This is a genomic window from Bacteroides sp. M10 (genome assembly GCF_014334015.1).
GTDB lineage: Bacteria > Bacteroidota > Bacteroidia > Bacteroidales > Bacteroidaceae > Bacteroides > Bacteroides intestinigallinarum.
Window position 1 is genome coordinate 2,800,605 of the sequence record NZ_CP060488.1, and the last position, 15,021, is coordinate 2,815,625.

17 protein-coding genes are annotated in these 15,021 nt (G+C 42.2%); 14 read left to right on the plus strand and 3 right to left on the minus strand.

All coding sequences use genetic code 11. The annotated features are described in order from the left end of the window. The first annotated feature begins 48 nt into the window (after positions 1–48). Together rpsB and tsf are read left to right on the plus strand one after the other, a co-directional pair. Positions 49–885 carry a 30S ribosomal protein S2 gene (gene rpsB, locus H8796_RS09875; protein WP_004305566.1) on the plus strand — a complete coding sequence of 279 codons (837 nt, stop codon included), beginning with the start codon at positions 49–51 and terminating at the stop codon, positions 883–885. Between the two features lie 121 nt (positions 886–1,006). Continuing rightward, positions 1,007–1,999, plus strand: a complete 993-nt coding sequence (gene tsf / locus H8796_RS09880) for a translation elongation factor Ts (protein WP_004305564.1) — start codon at positions 1,007–1,009, stop codon at positions 1,997–1,999. A gap of 121 nt (positions 2,000–2,120) precedes the next feature. Here the strand turns inward: tsf and H8796_RS09885 are convergent, their stop codons facing one another. Beyond that, on the minus strand, positions 2,121–2,630 hold the full coding sequence (locus tag H8796_RS09885; protein WP_004324696.1) for a TlpA disulfide reductase family protein: 510 nt from the start codon (positions 2,628–2,630) through the stop codon (positions 2,121–2,123). Positions 2,631–2,647: 17 nt separating this feature from the next. Further along, on the minus strand, positions 2,648–2,998 hold the full coding sequence (locus H8796_RS09890; RefSeq protein WP_004305562.1) for a translation initiation factor: 351 nt from the start codon (positions 2,996–2,998) through the stop codon (positions 2,648–2,650). Positions 2,999–3,163: 165 nt separating this feature from the next. Here H8796_RS09890 and H8796_RS09895 point away from each other — a divergent pair, with 165 nt between their 5' ends. The 4 genes from H8796_RS09895 to H8796_RS09910 are packed head-to-tail and all read left to right on the plus strand — an operon-like array spanning position 3,164 to position 5,977. Continuing rightward, positions 3,164–3,814 carry a redox-sensing transcriptional repressor Rex gene (locus tag H8796_RS09895; protein WP_004324697.1) on the plus strand — a complete coding sequence of 217 codons (651 nt, stop codon included), beginning with the start codon at positions 3,164–3,166 and terminating at the stop codon, positions 3,812–3,814. Continuing rightward, the gene (locus H8796_RS09900; protein WP_004297209.1) at positions 3,814–4,428 is read left to right on the plus strand and encodes a fumarylacetoacetate hydrolase family protein; all 615 of its coding nucleotides are present in this window, start codon (positions 3,814–3,816) and stop codon (positions 4,426–4,428) included. Before H8796_RS09895 ends, H8796_RS09900 begins: the two co-directional genes overlap by 1 nt. Positions 4,429–4,467: 39 nt before the next feature. Further along, a complete protein-coding gene (gene ispF / locus H8796_RS09905; RefSeq protein ID WP_004297210.1) occupies positions 4,468–4,950 on the plus strand; it encodes a 2-C-methyl-D-erythritol 2,4-cyclodiphosphate synthase in 483 nt (160 codons plus the stop codon). Positions 4,951–4,969: 19 nt separating this feature from the next. Continuing rightward, on the plus strand, positions 4,970–5,977 hold the full coding sequence (locus H8796_RS09910; RefSeq protein ID WP_004297211.1) for a metallophosphoesterase family protein: 1,008 nt from the start codon (positions 4,970–4,972) through the stop codon (positions 5,975–5,977). Here H8796_RS09910 and H8796_RS09915 read toward each other — a convergent pair. Beyond that, positions 5,967–6,830, minus strand: coding sequence for a hypothetical protein (locus H8796_RS09915; protein ID WP_004297212.1), 864 nt, complete (start codon positions 6,828–6,830; stop codon positions 5,967–5,969). The genes H8796_RS09910 and H8796_RS09915 overlap by 11 nt on opposite strands. A gap of 110 nt (positions 6,831–6,940) precedes the next feature. Between H8796_RS09915 and mnmA the strand changes: the two genes are divergently transcribed. The 8 genes from mnmA to H8796_RS09955 all read left to right on the plus strand — a co-directional run bounded on the left by mnmA (position 6,941) and on the right by H8796_RS09955 (position 14,891). Further along, positions 6,941–8,026 (plus strand): tRNA 2-thiouridine(34) synthase MnmA, encoded by a 1,086-nt coding sequence (mnmA, locus tag H8796_RS09920; RefSeq protein ID WP_004305546.1) that lies wholly within the window; start codon positions 6,941–6,943, stop codon positions 8,024–8,026. Positions 8,027–8,050: 24 nt separating this feature from the next. Beyond that, positions 8,051–9,418, plus strand: coding sequence for a S8 family serine peptidase (locus H8796_RS09925; protein WP_004324699.1), 1,368 nt, complete (start codon positions 8,051–8,053; stop codon positions 9,416–9,418). Between the two features lie 114 nt (positions 9,419–9,532). Further along, positions 9,533–10,822, plus strand: coding sequence for an exodeoxyribonuclease VII large subunit (xseA, locus tag H8796_RS09930; RefSeq protein WP_004324700.1), 1,290 nt, complete (start codon positions 9,533–9,535; stop codon positions 10,820–10,822). A gap of 60 nt (positions 10,823–10,882) precedes the next feature. Continuing rightward, positions 10,883–11,092 carry an exodeoxyribonuclease VII small subunit gene (gene xseB / locus H8796_RS09935; RefSeq protein ID WP_004324701.1) on the plus strand — a complete coding sequence of 70 codons (210 nt, stop codon included), beginning with the start codon at positions 10,883–10,885 and terminating at the stop codon, positions 11,090–11,092. Between the two features lie 24 nt (positions 11,093–11,116). After that, a complete protein-coding gene (locus H8796_RS09940) occupies positions 11,117–12,163 on the plus strand; it encodes a branched-chain amino acid aminotransferase (protein WP_080598049.1) in 1,047 nt (348 codons plus the stop codon). A gap of 45 nt (positions 12,164–12,208) precedes the next feature. Next, positions 12,209–12,832 (plus strand): DUF975 family protein, encoded by a 624-nt coding sequence (locus tag H8796_RS09945; RefSeq protein WP_004297218.1) that lies wholly within the window; start codon positions 12,209–12,211, stop codon positions 12,830–12,832. A 109-nt stretch (positions 12,833–12,941) separates the two neighbouring features. Further along, complete coding sequence (gene trmB, locus H8796_RS09950) at positions 12,942–13,700, plus strand: tRNA (guanosine(46)-N7)-methyltransferase TrmB (protein WP_004324703.1); 759 nt, start codon at positions 12,942–12,944, stop codon at positions 13,698–13,700. Positions 13,701–13,790: 90 nt separating this feature from the next. Continuing rightward, positions 13,791–14,891: an Mrp/NBP35 family ATP-binding protein gene (locus H8796_RS09955; RefSeq protein WP_004297220.1), complete on the plus strand. Its 1,101-nt coding sequence runs from the start codon at positions 13,791–13,793 to the stop codon at positions 14,889–14,891. The last annotated feature ends 130 nt before the right edge of the window (positions 14,892–15,021 follow it).

Sequence of the window (15,021 nt, forward strand, 5' to 3'; positions counted from 1 at the left end):
GTTTAGAAAAAACAAAAAAGAAAGTAAACGATTTAAAGAAAAAACAAGATGTCAAGAACAAATTTTGATACATTATTGGAGGCTGGTTGCCACTTCGGACACCTTAAGAGAAAGTGGAACCCTGCAATGGCTCCTTATATTTTCATGGAACGCAATGGTATTCATATCATTGACCTCCACAAAACAGTTGCAAAAGTAGACGAAGCTGCTGAAGCTTTGAAACAGATTGCCAAATCTGGCAAGAAAGTTCTTTTTGTTGCTACTAAAAAACAAGCTAAACAAGTTGTAGCTGAGAAAGCTCAATCTGTTAATATGCCTTATGTAATCGAGCGTTGGCCGGGTGGTATGTTGACTAACTTCCCGACTATCCGTAAGGCTGTGAAGAAAATGGCTACTATCGATAAATTGACTAACGATGGTACATATTCTAACCTCTCTAAGAGAGAAGTTCTTCAGATTTCTCGTCAACGTGCAAAATTGGACAAGACTTTGGGATCTATCGCTGATCTGACTCGTCTGCCGTCTGCATTGTTCGTAATCGACGTAATGAAAGAAAATATCGCAGTTCGCGAAGCTAACCGTTTGGGTATCCCTGTATTTGGTATCGTTGATACTAACTCTGATCCTTCAAACGTGGATTTCGTAATTCCTGCTAATGATGACGCTACTAAATCAATAGAAGTTATCCTGGATGCTTGTTGCGCTGCAATGATCGAAGGTTTGGAAGAAAGAAAAGCTGAAAAGATCGACATGGAAGCAGCTGGTGAAGCTCCTGCTAACAAAGGCAAGAAGAAATCAGTAAAAGCTAGACTCGACAAGTCTGACGAAGAAGCTATCAACGCAGCTAAAGCTGCTGCTTTCATCAAGGAAGACGAAGAGGCTTAATATATAAAATGTGCCAATTTGCTAATGTGCAAGGGTATTGTTATACACTTGCATCTTGATTGGCAGATTGGCACATTTTTTGTTTCGAAAATTATTATTCATTTAAATAAAGGAAATTATTATGGCTGTAACTATGGCTGATATTACCAAGCTGCGCAAAATGACCGGAGCTGGTATGATGGATTGCAAGAATGCATTAACAGAGGCTGATGGCGATTACGACAAGGCAATGGAGATTATCCGTAAGAAAGGACAAGCTGTTGCTGCTAAGCGTTCTGAACGTGAGGCTTCTGAAGGTTGCGTTTTGGCTAAGACTACTGGTGACTATGCCGTTGTCATTGCTTTGAAGTGCGAAACTGACTTCGTAGCTCAGAATGCTGACTTTGTGAAACTGACTCAGGATATTCTTGATCTTGCTGTGGCTAACAAATGCAAGACATTGGACGAAGTAAAAGCATTGCCGATGGGTAACGGTACTGTACAGGATGCAGTGACTGACCGTAGCGGTATCACAGGTGAGAAAATGGAACTTGATGGTTACATGACTGTAGAAGGCGCAAGCACTGCTGTTTACAACCACATGAACAGAAATGGTCTTTGTACGATTGTTGCTTTTAACAAGAACGTTGACGAGCAGTTGGCTAAGCAAGTAGCTATGCAGATTGCTGCTATGAATCCGATCGCTATTGATGAGGATGGTGTTTCTGAAGAAGTGAAGCAAAAAGAAATCGAAGTAGCTATCGAAAAGACAAAGGCTGAACAGGTGCAGAAGGCTGTAGAAGCTGCTCTGAAGAAGGCTAACATCAACCCGGCTCATGTAGACAGCGAAGATCACATGGAAAGCAATATGGCTAAAGGTTGGATTACAGCTGAAGATGTAGCGAAAGCAAAAGAAATCATTGCTACTGTTTCTGCTGAAAAGGCTGCACATTTGCCTGAACAAATGATTCAGAACATCGCTAAGGGTCGTCTGGCTAAGTTCTTGAAAGAAGTTTGCCTGCTGAACCAGGAAGATATCATGGACGCTAAGAAGACTGTAAGAGAAGTGTTGGCTGCTGCTGATCCTGAACTGAAGATTGTTGACTTCAAGCGTTTCACTTTGAAAGCTGAATAATCTGATTCAAATCTTGTTAAGTACTACTTACAAAGTCAGATTTATTATATGTAAAATTTGGGAAAAGGGTTCGGTATTGCACCGGACTCTTTTTTCTTTAAGGCATATCTTAGGATAGGGACTACTTCAATGCTTTATCTATTTGCTTCATCAGCGTATCTATGGCTCCATCTTCATAGCCGGTAGTAGCTGATATTACTTTTCCTTCTTTGTTTATTAAATAACTTCTGGGAATCATTTTGGTGGCAAATTTACCTGTAACTTCCCGTTTGGGATCCGGGTAGAGGGGAAATGTAAACCTTTTTCTTTTATTGTATTCCGCTAATTGGTCGTCTGTATGCTCGCGACCGATCACTAACATACAGAAATCCTTGTTGTTTTTATATTTAGGCCAGAGTATTTTCTGAACTTCAGCCAGTTCGCTTTGGCAAGGGCCGCACCAGGTAGCGAAAATATTGATTAATACAACTTTCCCTTTTAGATCTGCAGAGTTTATGGTGCCGTTTGCTGTTGAATGAAGGGTGAAGGCAGGTATATTGTCACCTACCTTTACAATATCCGCATCACTTTCTTGTGCGAATGACAACAGTGAGAATAGTGTTGCCGCACAGAATAATATTACTTTTCTCATTTCTTGTATTATTTAATTTAACCTCCTATACCTTTGGTTTTAGTATATCCTTCTTTGATGAGTAGATCTATGATCTTGGTCTTGAAATCTCCTTGTACCATTATCTCTCCGTCTTTAGCTGAACCGCCTACTCCACATTTGCTTTTCAGTAACTTGCCTAGCTCTTTCAAATCATTATCCGTACCCACAAATCCGGTAATTAATGTTACCACTTTACCACCCCGGTTCTTTTTGTCAATGGAAACTCGCAGGTTTTGCTTGTCTTTGTCGAGGGTAACCTGTTCTTCATCGTTATCCATTTCATAACCGAAGTCAGGATTCGTGGAGTACACAACGTTCAATCTATCTTTCCAATCATTATTTTTCATACTTGTCATTTTTAATCCTTTTCAAAAGTATTAAACTTATCGAAAAGAGCAAAATTTGAGTCTCTTTTCATCGTTTTGTTTAATCTCTATTAAGGTTTTCTGTTATAGGGTTGTCAGTCTCAAAAAATAATGTACTTTTGCAAAATACCAAATTTTGTAAGAAGTATGAGCACTTATATACGAAAAGAGGCGGATAAAGTGCCGGAGCCTACCTTGCGCAGACTTCCCTGGTATCTGTCCAATATAAAACTAATGAAAGATAAAGGGGAGCAGTATGTCTCTTCTACACAAATCTCTAAGGAAATAAATATTGACGCTTCCCAAATCGCCAAGGATTTGTCATACGTCAATATCTCGGGGCGTACGAGAGTGGGATACAATATTGATGCGCTGATTGAGGTGTTAGAGAGTTTTCTTGGATTTACCAATATGCACAAAGCCTTCTTGTTTGGTGTAGGTAGCCTGGGGGCTGCTTTGCTTCGGGATTCTGGTTTGCATCATTTCGGACTGGAGATTGTGGCTGCTTTTGATGTGAATCCGGAACTGGTGGGAAAAGACCTGAATGGTATTCCTATTTATCATTCCGATGACTTTGAAGCAAAGATGAAAGAATACGATGTAAATATCGGTGTATTGACCGTACCTATTAATATTGCTCAGGAAATTACAGATAAGATGGTAGACGGAGGTATAAAAGCCGTATGGAACTTTACTCCTTTCCGAATCCGTGTACCCGAGAATATAGTGGTGCAGAATACGTCTCTATATGCTCATTTGGCTGTTATGTTTAACCGATTGAATTTTAACGAGAAATAATGAAGATTATTGCAGTAGGAATGAACTACGCCCAGCATAACAAAGAACTGGGACATACACAAGTAAATACGGAGCCGGTGATTTTTATGAAGCCTGATTCTGCTATTCTGAAGGATGGCAAACCGTTTTTCATTCCCGACTTTTCTAAAGAGATACATTATGAAACGGAGCTGGTGGTTCGTATTAATCGATTGGGGAAAAATATAGCTCCCCGCTTTGCTAACCGTTATTATGATGCAGTGACTGTAGGGATCGACTTTACGGCTCGTGACCTTCAGCGAAAGTTCCGTGAGCAGGGTAATCCCTGGGAGCTTTGCAAAGGTTTTGATTCGTCGGCTGCTATTGGAACTTTTGTTCCGGTGGAGCACTATAAGGATATTCAGAATCTTGACTTTCATTTGTTGATCGACGGTAAGGAAGTGCAGCGCGGTTGTACGGCAGATATGCTTTTCAAGATAGATGATATAATCGCTTATGTAAGCCAGTTTGTAACTTTGAAAATTGGTGACTTGCTCTTTACTGGGACTCCTGTGGGTGTAGGTCCTGTTAGTATCGGACAGCGTTTGCAAGGTTATCTGGAGGGAGAAAAACTGCTGGATTTCTATATTCGTTGATCTTTTTTTATTCATTAGTACTCATTTGTTATATAAAATATGAAGATAAGAGTAGGCTTTGGTTTCGACGTACATCAGTTGGTCGAAGGTCGTGAGTTATGGCTGGGTGGCATTCTTTTGGAACACACAAAAGGATTGCTGGGGCATTCGGATGCTGATGTATTATTGCATGCTGTTTGCGATGCTCTGTTGGGGGCGGCGAATATGCGTGATATTGGCTATCATTTCCCCGATACGGCAGGAGAATTTAAGAATATAGATAGCAAGATACTGCTGAAAAAAACAGTGGAGTTGATTGCTACCAAAGGATATAAAGTGGGCAATATCGATGCAACTATTTGTGCCGAACGCCCGAAGTTAAAAGCGCACATTCCTTTAATGCAGGAGACGATGGCAACTGTTATGGGGATTGATATGGATGATATTTCCATTAAGGCGACTACTACCGAGAAACTCGGTTTTACAGGTCGTGAAGAAGGTATATCAGCTTATGCTACTGTGCTGATAGAGAAGATTTCTTAACCCCCTAAAACAAATAATTATGATTCGTCTTTTTAAAATTTACTTAACACTTGCCTTCTTATTGGTAACGACTTTTTGTATGGCTCAGAAGAGTGAACTGAAATTTAGCAAAGATGGTAAATTCAAGATTGTGCAATTTACCGATGTGCATTTTAAATATGGAAATCGGGCTTCAGATATAGCTCTGGAACGTATTAATCAGGTGCTTGATGACGAACGTCCGGATTTGGTGATATTTACCGGTGATGTTGTTTATTCTGCTCCGGCGGATTCCGGAATGTTGCAGGTACTGGAACCGGTAGTTAAACGTAAACTACCTTTTGTGGTCACTTTTGGTAACCATGACAATGAACAGGGAATGACACGGGAACAGTTATATGATATCATCCGTCAAGTTCCCGGCAATTTATTGCCTGATCGCGGAACAGTTTTATCGCCGGATTATGTATTGACAGTGAAATCGTCTTCCAATCTAAAGAAGGATGCTGCTTTGCTATATTGCATGGATTCTCACTCTTATTCTCCTTTGAAAGATGTGAAGGGGTATGCATGGCTTACATTCGACCAGATAAATTGGTATCGTCAACAGAGTGCGGCTTATAAAGTGCAAAACGGCGGACAGCCTCTGCCGGCTCTTGCTTTTTTCCATATTCCTCTTCCTGAATACAATGAAGCTGCCCGTAGCGAAAATGCAATTCTTCGTGGAACTCGTATGGAGGAAGCCTGTGCGCCTAAATTGAATACAGGAATGTTTGCAGCGATGAAAGAAGCTGGTGATGTGATGGGTATGTTTGTAGGACACGACCACGATAATGACTATGCAGTGATGTGGAAAGATATCCTTCTGGCTTATGGACGCTTTACCGGTGGAAATACGGAATATAACCATTTGCCGAATGGTGCGCGTATCATCGTATTGGATGAGGGTGCCCGTACATTCACATCTTGGATTCGTCAGAAAGACGGTGTGGTGGATAAAATCTCTTATCCGGCAAGTTTTGTCAAAGACGATTGGACTAAACGTTGAGGCTTGCGAACTTCACATGGCTAAGGCGCGTGTATTTTGAACCATAGCTTTCGTATCGGCGCGATACTTTCGCCGATGCAACGTAGATAATATCTCCCAGTCGGTATTCATGTTCTATCCCGGATAGAGTGCATGAAACCGCACTGGGATTTTTTGATGGAATACTCATGGTGACTAAATTTCCACTGGCATCGGTCAAAGTCAGTACCTGCTTGACAAAAAACTGTGGGGTAGTGCCGTTCACTCTTGTTTTGTACGGATCGTCTTCCAATCTTACCCGGGTGACTTTTAATTTTAAGTCTGTCAGCTTTTCTCCTAATTCTCCCAGATAACGGCTGGATGAACGCTTCTCCCTCGATTTTCTTATCATTATATCCAGGTGTATGGAATGATAAGCTTGTGCTATTTTGACGAAACGTTCCTGTTTCGGTATTTTGGGAATGAATTTGTATGCTACCCAACTTAGGTAGGCGGGATCTATTTTGAGGATTTCATGTAGAAAATGTCCCCGGTATTTTCCGAAGAAGATAAGATCGTCACCGTTACTCTGCATTCTTTTCTCATTGTAATCTACCAGGATGATGCAACGCTTCGAATAATAAAACATCGTGCTGGCCATCCGCAGGGATTCGTTGATGTCTGGTGACAGGTCATGTATATAAAGAATGGATTGCTTTTCGGGCAGGGGAGAGTACAGCCAAAGGGAATAATTTGGTTTCCCCGGTCGGGGCAACACCACCAGGTAGACTCCTACCTCTTTAAAAGAGGCTCTGCCTCGGTTGTACTCATTCAATTTGGCATACAATAAGGCTTGCTCGTTTTCGGAAATGCCCGGTAATCTGGGGTTAGCCATAATTGTTCTCGCTTTTGGTATATTTCAAATATAAGGATTTTCTTTCAGAAAAGCAACTTTTCTCTTTGAAATCTCGTACATTTGTATCCATGTAAATTTTCAAAATTCGAATGGAAGAACGAAATAAGAGAGTATTGGTAGGTATGAGTGGTGGCATAGACAGCACCGCTACTTGCTTGATGCTGCAGGAACAAGGATACGAGATTGTAGGGGTTACCATGCGCGTATGGGGAGATGAACCACAGGATGCCAGGGAGTTGGCTGAACGGATGGGGATCGAACATTATGTAGCAGATGAACGTATTCCTTTTAAAGAAACCATCGTAAAAAACTTCATAGACGAATATAAGCAGGGGCGTACACCGAATCCGTGCGTGATGTGTAATCCGTTGTTTAAGTTCCGTGTTTTGACGGAGTGGGCGGATAAGTTGAATTGTGCATGGGTGGCTACCGGACATTATTCACGATTGGAAGAGAAAAACGGAAATATTTATATAGTAGCCGGAGACGATGATAAGAAAGACCAGTCGTATTTTCTCTGGAGATTGGGGCAGGATGTGCTGAAACGTTGTATTTTCCCATTGGGAGATTATACGAAGGTGAAGGTTCGTGAGTATCTTGCAGAGAAAGGATATGAAGCAAAGTCGAAAGAAGGAGAAAGTATGGAAGTCTGCTTTATCAAGGGGGATTACCGTGATTTTCTTCGTGAGCAGTGCCCCGAACTGGATAGTGAAATTGGACCGGGATGGTTTGTTAACTCTGAAGGAGTGAAGCTTGGGAAGCATAAAGGAGCACCTTATTATACGATTGGCCAACGAAAAGGATTGGAGATCGCTTTAGGAAAGCCTGCCTATGTGTTGAAAATCAATCCGCAGAAAAATACGGTGATGCTTGGAAATGCCGACCAGCTGGAAACTGAATACATGTTGGCGGAGCAGGATAAAATGGTGGATGAACGGGAATTGTTCGGATGTGAGAATCTGACGGTACGGATTCGTTATCGCAGTCGTCCGATTCCTTGCCGGGTGAAAAGATTGGAAGACGGACGTTTGTTGATACATTTCCTTGAAATAGCTTCGGCCATTGCTCCCGGACAATCAGCTGTGTTTTATGATGGAAAACGGGTGCTGGGAGGAGCTTTCATTGCTTCCCAAAGAGGAATCGGGCTGGTGATTATGGAAAATGAAGAATTATGATTGATTAAAATAGAAAGATAACTTATGAAGAAGTTTATAGTATTGATTCTCGCTTTAAATATGTATTTGGGTGTGTTTGCCCAGTTTACTCCGGGAGATACCTTAAAATATCGAATTAGTCTGAAAGACAAAGCGGCTACGGACTATTCCTTGCAAAAACCGGAAAAGTATTTGTCTAAGAAATCTATCGAGCGGAGAAAAAAACAGGGATTGCCTATTGATTCTACCGATTTACCGGTTTGCAGGAAATATGTAGATGCCATACGGAAAACAGGTGTTCATGTACTTGTGACCGGAAAATGGGATAATTTCGTCACTGTTTCTTGTAATGACAGTATGTTAATCAGCGAAATAGCTCAACTGCCTTTTGTACGTTCTACAGAAAGAGTGTGGAAAGGTATCACGCAAAGAGCATTTCAAAGAGACTCATTGATAAATAAACCGTTGCGCACCGATAGCCTTTACGGTCCTGCAATCACGCAAGCGGCTATGAGCCGCGTCGATCTCCTGCATGATGCAGGTTTTAAGGGAGAGGGAATGACCATTGCCGTGATTGATGCCGGCTTCCATAATGTGGATAAGATTGATGCCATGAAAAATATCCGTATCCTCGGTGTGCGTGACTTTGTGAATCCGGAGGCAGATATTTATGCAGAAAGCAGTCATGGAATGTCTGTATTGTCCTGTATGGCAATGAACCAGCCGCATGTGATGATTGGCACTGCTCCTGAAGCTTCTTATTGGTTGCTGCGTAGTGAAGACGAATATTCGGAAAATTTGGTAGAGCAGGATTATTGGGCGGCAGCTATCGAGTTTGCCGATAGTGTAGGAGTGGATTTAGTGAATACATCGCTTGGTTACTACTCATTTGACGATCCTGCGAAGAATTATAGATACCGTGACTTGAATGGTCATTATGCGCTGATGTCCCGTGAAGCTGCGAAGGCTGCCGATAAAGGAATGGTAGTTGTTTGCAGTGCCGGAAATTCGGGCGCGGGTTCGTGGAAGAAGATTACTCCTCCGGGAGATGCGGAGAATATCATAACTGTAGGAGCTGTAACAAAAAGAGGAGAACTGGCGCCGTTTTCTTCTGTAGGAAATACGGCTGACGGACGTGTGAAGCCCGACGTAGTGGCTGTCGGTTTAAATTCAGATGTGATGGGAACGGATGGAAATCTTCGTCGCGCCAATGGAACCTCTTTTGCTTCTCCGATTATGTGCGGTATGGTAGCTTGCTTGTGGCAGGCTTGTCCGAAGCTGACAGCAAAGCAGATTATTGATTTGGTGCGTCAGTCAGGTGACAGAGCTGATTTCCCGGATAATATATATGGATATGGTATTCCTGATTTGTGGAAGGCTTACCTCCAGTCTTCTTCCACAGAAAGGAAATAAGTGTCCTTGCTAACTAATTATCTATTGTAAAACACGGAATTTGTAGTTGCTTTCAAGTTACTCTTATTTAAAAAAAGTGTGTGACCTGTTCCTGATTTATTATATAAACGAATGATGCTCAATAATATGTATAAGTCCAAGCAATCAGAATCTCCCTCTTTGGAAGAGGGTGGGGAGAGGCTTTCTCTTTTAGAACTGAATGCACTCGTGCGCCGTAGTCTGGAGCAATGCCTGCCCGATGAATATTGGATACAGGCAGAGTTGAGCGATGTCCGTTCCAATACGACAGGGCATTGTTATCTGGAATTCGTGCAGAAAGATCCTCGCAGCAACAATCTCGTAGCCAAGGCACGCGGTATGATTTGGAATAATATCTACCGCTTGTTGAAACCTTATTTTGAGGAAACCACAGGGCAGCTATTTACTTCCGGCATTAAGGTGTTGGTGAAAGTAACAGTTCAGTTTCATGAGCTATACGGTTATAGTCTGACGGTACTTGATATTGATCCTGCTTATACATTGGGAGATATGGCTCGTCGCCGTCGGGAAATATTATTGCAGTTGGAAGAGGAGGGAGTGTTGACGCTGAATAAAGAGCTTGAGATACCGATTCTTCCCCAGCGTATTGCTGTCATTTCTTCGGCTACTGCGGCCGGATATGGAGATTTCTGTCATCAGTTGCAGCACAATTCGGGCGGGTTCTTTTTCTATACGGAGCTTTTTCCGGCTTTAATGCAGGGAAATCAGGTGGAGGAATCCGTGTTGGCTGCTTTGGATCGTATTAATGCCCGCATCAATGAATTTGACGTAGTAGTCATCATTCGTGGCGGTGGAGCTACTTCCGATTTGTCCGGCTTTGATACTTATCTATTGGCAGCTGCATGTGCGCAATTTCCATTACCTATTATTACCGGTATTGGGCATGAACGCGATGATACAGTGCTTGATTCCGTGGCTCATACCCGGGTGAAAACTCCTACGGCTGCTGCCGAACTCCTGATTCACCAGGTAGCGGAAGTCGCGGAGCATCTGGAAGAATTATCTATGCGGATTCAACAGGGAGCTTATATGCTTCTTGATCTGGAACGACGAAGGTTGGAAACTCTCCAAACCCGTATTCCCAATCTTGTTCATCGCAAACTTGCGGACGCCCGTTTTTCTTTGCTGGCAGCAAAGAAAGATTTGTCACAGGTGACGAAAGCATTGGTGGCCCGTCAATCTCACCGGTTGGAACTTTTGCAACAACGAATAGCGGACGCTTCTCCGGATAAACTTTTGAGTCGGGGATATAGTATTACAATAAAGGATGGGAAAGCGGTGACGGATGCTTCTTTACTGAAACCGGGAGAGCATTTGATAACCCGGCTATCGAAAGGAGAAGTTCGATCGGTAGTAGAAAAGTAGCTATCCGTCAAACGTGTATTTGTAAAAACATTCATTATTAACCATTAAATATCAATCATCGTGGCAGTAAAAAAAGAAACATATTCCCAAGCAATGGAACGTCTTGAAAAGATCGTTCGCCAGATAGATAATAACGAACTGGATATCGACATTTTGAGTGAGAAAATAAAAGAAGCCAATGAAATTATAGCCTTTTGCAAGGATAAACTAACAAAAGCCGATCGGGAAGTCGAAAAATTATTGCAAGAAAAGAGGCAATCTGAAGAATAAAAGTTATTTTTGCGTTTCAATGCAATGGAAAATAAACTAATACATAACAATATGAAAGAAATAGACTGGGCGAATCTGTCGTTCGGATACATGAAGACAGATTACAATGTGAGAATCAACTTCCATAATGGTGCATGGGGAGAATTAGAGGTCAGTAGTGATGAACACCTCAATTTGCACATGGCGGCAACCTGTTTACACTATGGTCAGGAAGCTTTTGAAGGACTGAAAGCATTCCGTGGAAAAGATGGCAAAGTTCGTATTTTCCGTTTGGAAGAAAATGCTGCCCGTTTGCAATCTACTTGCCAGGGAATTCTGATGGCAGAACTTCCGACAGAACGGTTCAAAGAAGCAATCCTGAAAGTGGTGAAGTTGAATGAACGTTTTATCCCTCCTTATGAAACCGGTGCTTCTCTTTACATTCGTCCGCTGTTGATCGGAACAAGTGCCCAGGTAGGCGTGCATCCTGCAGAAGAGTATATGTTTGTAGTATTCGTAACTCCGGTAGGACCGTACTTCAAAGGTGGTTTCTCTACCAATCCGTACGTTATCATTCGTGAGTTTGACCGTGCCGCTCCTCATGGAACAGGTATTTATAAAGTGGGTGGCAACTATGCAGCCAGTCTTCGTGCTAACAAGAAGGCACATGATCTGGGCTATTCCTGCGAGTTCTACCTTGATGCAAAAGAAAAGAAATATATTGATGAATGTGGTGCTGCCAACTTCTTCGGTATTAAGGATAATACTTATATCACTCCGAAATCATCTTCTATCTTACCTTCTATTACCAATAAGAGCTTGATGCAGTTGGCAGAAGACATGGGTATCAAAGTGGAACGCCGTCCGATACCGGAAGAAGAACTGGAAACATTTGAAGAAGCTGGTGCTTGTGGTACTGCCGCAGTAATCAGCCCGATTCAGCGTATCGATGATTTGGAAAATGGAAAATCTTATGTGATTTCTAAAGACGGCAAGCCGGGACCTATCTGTACGAAATTGTACAATAAGTTGCGTGGAATCCAGTATGGCGACGAACCGGATACACATGGTTGGGTGACGATTGTAGAGTAATTGTATATTATGAAATAACACATTTATCAATTAATATTATTCACTATGTTAAAACTAAACTCAGAACTACGTGCGCAGGCGCGTGAGGCACTTCGAGGAAAGTGGCCTATGGCAGCCGTTGCTGCACTTATTTATTCAGCAATTGCCGGTGGATTATCTGCTATTCCTGTGATTGGCGGATTATGTTCATTGTTTGTTGGACTTCCGGTTGCATACGGCTTTACTATTGTAATGCTTGGCGTATGTAGAGGCAAAGACATTGATTTTGGTGTTTTGTTCGAAGGCTTTCAGGATTATGGACGTATTTTTGTAACTATGTTGCTTCAGGCTGTCTATACAATTTTGTGGTCACTGTTGCTGGTTATACCGGGTATCATTAAGTCTTATTCTTATGCAATGACATCTTTTATCTTGAAAGATGAACCGGAAATGAAAAACAATGCAGCTATTGAGAAAAGTATGGCTATGATGGAAGGGAACAAGATGAAGCTGTTCATGCTTGATTTAAGTTTCATTGGCTGGGCTATCCTTTGTATTTTCACTTTGGGTATTGGACTTCTTTTCCTGCAACCGTATGTTGCTATTTCGCGTGCTGCTTTCTATGAAGATTTGAAAGCACAACAAGGCGGAAGTGTAGAGGTAAACGTTGAAGTGAATGTTGAGATTTGATAAGACTCATTCAGTACTATAGAAGAATGGAGCATAGAGAAATCTGTGCTCCATTTCTTTTTGTCGGTTGCTTCAAAATCAGTACCTTTGCAACCTAATCAGGATTGATATGGGAAAGAATAAATTAGAAAAGTTTGCCGATATGGCGAGTTATCCGCACGTGTTCGAATATCCTTATTCGGCGGTAGATAACATGCCTTTTGACATGAAAGGGAAATGGCACAAGGAGTTTTTTAAAAACGATCATCCGATTGTGCTCGAGTTGGGTTGCGGACGTGGTGAGTATACTGTTGGCCTGGGTAAGATGTTTCCCGAAAAGAACTTTATAGCAGTGGATATAAAAGGCGCCCGTATGTGGACGGGAGCAACGGAGTCATTACAGGCCGGAATGAAGAATGTCGCTTTCCTGCGTACCAATATTGAAATCATCGAGCGTTTTTTTGCTGAAGGCGAAGTGAGTGAAATATGGCTTACCTTCTCTGACCCGCAAATGAAGAAAGCAACCAAGCGACTGACTTCTACCTATTTTATGGAAAGGTATCGCAAATTTTTGCAACCGAATGGTATTATCCACCTGAAAACGGACAGCAACTTTATGTTTACCTATACAAAATACATGATTGAGGCGAACAAACTTCCGGTTGAGTTTATGACTGAAGATTTATATCATTCTGATCTGGTAGATAATATTCTCGGTATTAAAACCTATTATGAACAACAGTGGCTGGATCGTGGTTTAGATATAAAGTATATCAAATTCCGGCTTCCGCAGGAAGGTAAACTGCAAGAGCCGGATGTAGAAATAGAGCTTGATCCCTATCGTAGCTACAACCGCAGCAAGCGTAGCGGTCTAAGCACAAGCAAATAGCTTGCCGGGACAATCACCCTAAAGTGAACCGGCAGCCATCTGAATAGTGACTTTAAATAGTAATTTGTAAATCGTCAAATAGTAAATAAAATGACTCTCTATCCTAAATTGATATTGGATGCATTGGCAACGGTGCGTTATCCCGGTACGGGAAAGAATTTGGTGGAAGCGGAGATGGTTGCCGATAATCTCCGTATTGATGGTATGACTGTCAGCTTTTCATTGATCTTTGAGAAACCGACTGATCCGTTTATGAAATCAATGTTGAAAGCTGCGGAAACAGCTATTCATACGTATGTCTCTCCTGATGTGCAGGTAACAATCACAGCAGAGAGTAAGCAAGCCGCTCGTCCGGAAGTTGGCAAGCTCCTTCCACAAGTGAAGAATATAGTCGGTATATCTTCCGGTAAAGGTGGAGTAGGTAAGTCTACGGTGTCTGCGAACTTGGCAGTTGCTTTGGCTAAATTAGGCTATAAGGTTGGCTTGCTCGATGCTGATATTTTCGGTCCTTCCATGCCTAAGATGTTTCAGGTGGAGGATGCACGCCCCTATGCTGAACGTATAGATGGTCGTGACATGATTATTCCGGTAGAGAAGTATGGCGTGAAATTATTGTCTATCGGTTTCTTTGTCGATCCGGATCAGGCAACTTTGTGGCGTGGCGGAATGGCAAGTAATGCGTTGAAACAGTTGATAGCTGATGCAGCCTGGGGAGATTTGGATTATTTCCTGATAGACCTTCCTCCCGGAACCAGTGACATTCATTTGACGGTTGTTCAAACATTAGCCATGACAGGAGCGATTGTTGTCAGCACTCCGCAAGCGGTTGCTTTGGCAGATGCCCGTAAGGGAATCAATATGTTCACCAACGATAAGGTAAATGTACCTATTCTCGGTTTGGTTGAGAATATGGCTTGGTTTACTCCCGCTGAACTACCCGAGAATAAATACTATATCTTTGGTAAAGAAGGTGCCAAGAAACTGGCTGAAGAAATGAATGTTCCTTTGTTGGGGCAGATTCCTATCGTGCAAAGCATCTGTGAAGGAGGAGATAATGGTACTCCCGTTGCATTGGATGAAGACTCCGTGACCGGACGCGCTTTCTTATCCCTGGCTGCCAGTGTTGTTCGTCAGGTAGATCGCCGGAATGTAGAGATGGCTCCGACTCAAATCGTGGAAATGCATAAATAAATGGAATCTGGAGTTGGATAGCTTTGCAGTAAGTTATCCATAGGATATAGAGCGAGCCTCTGTAGTCTTTTCAAAGACTATGGAGGCTCGTTTATTTATTAGGATCATATAGAATCCGTTGTTGGCGGAT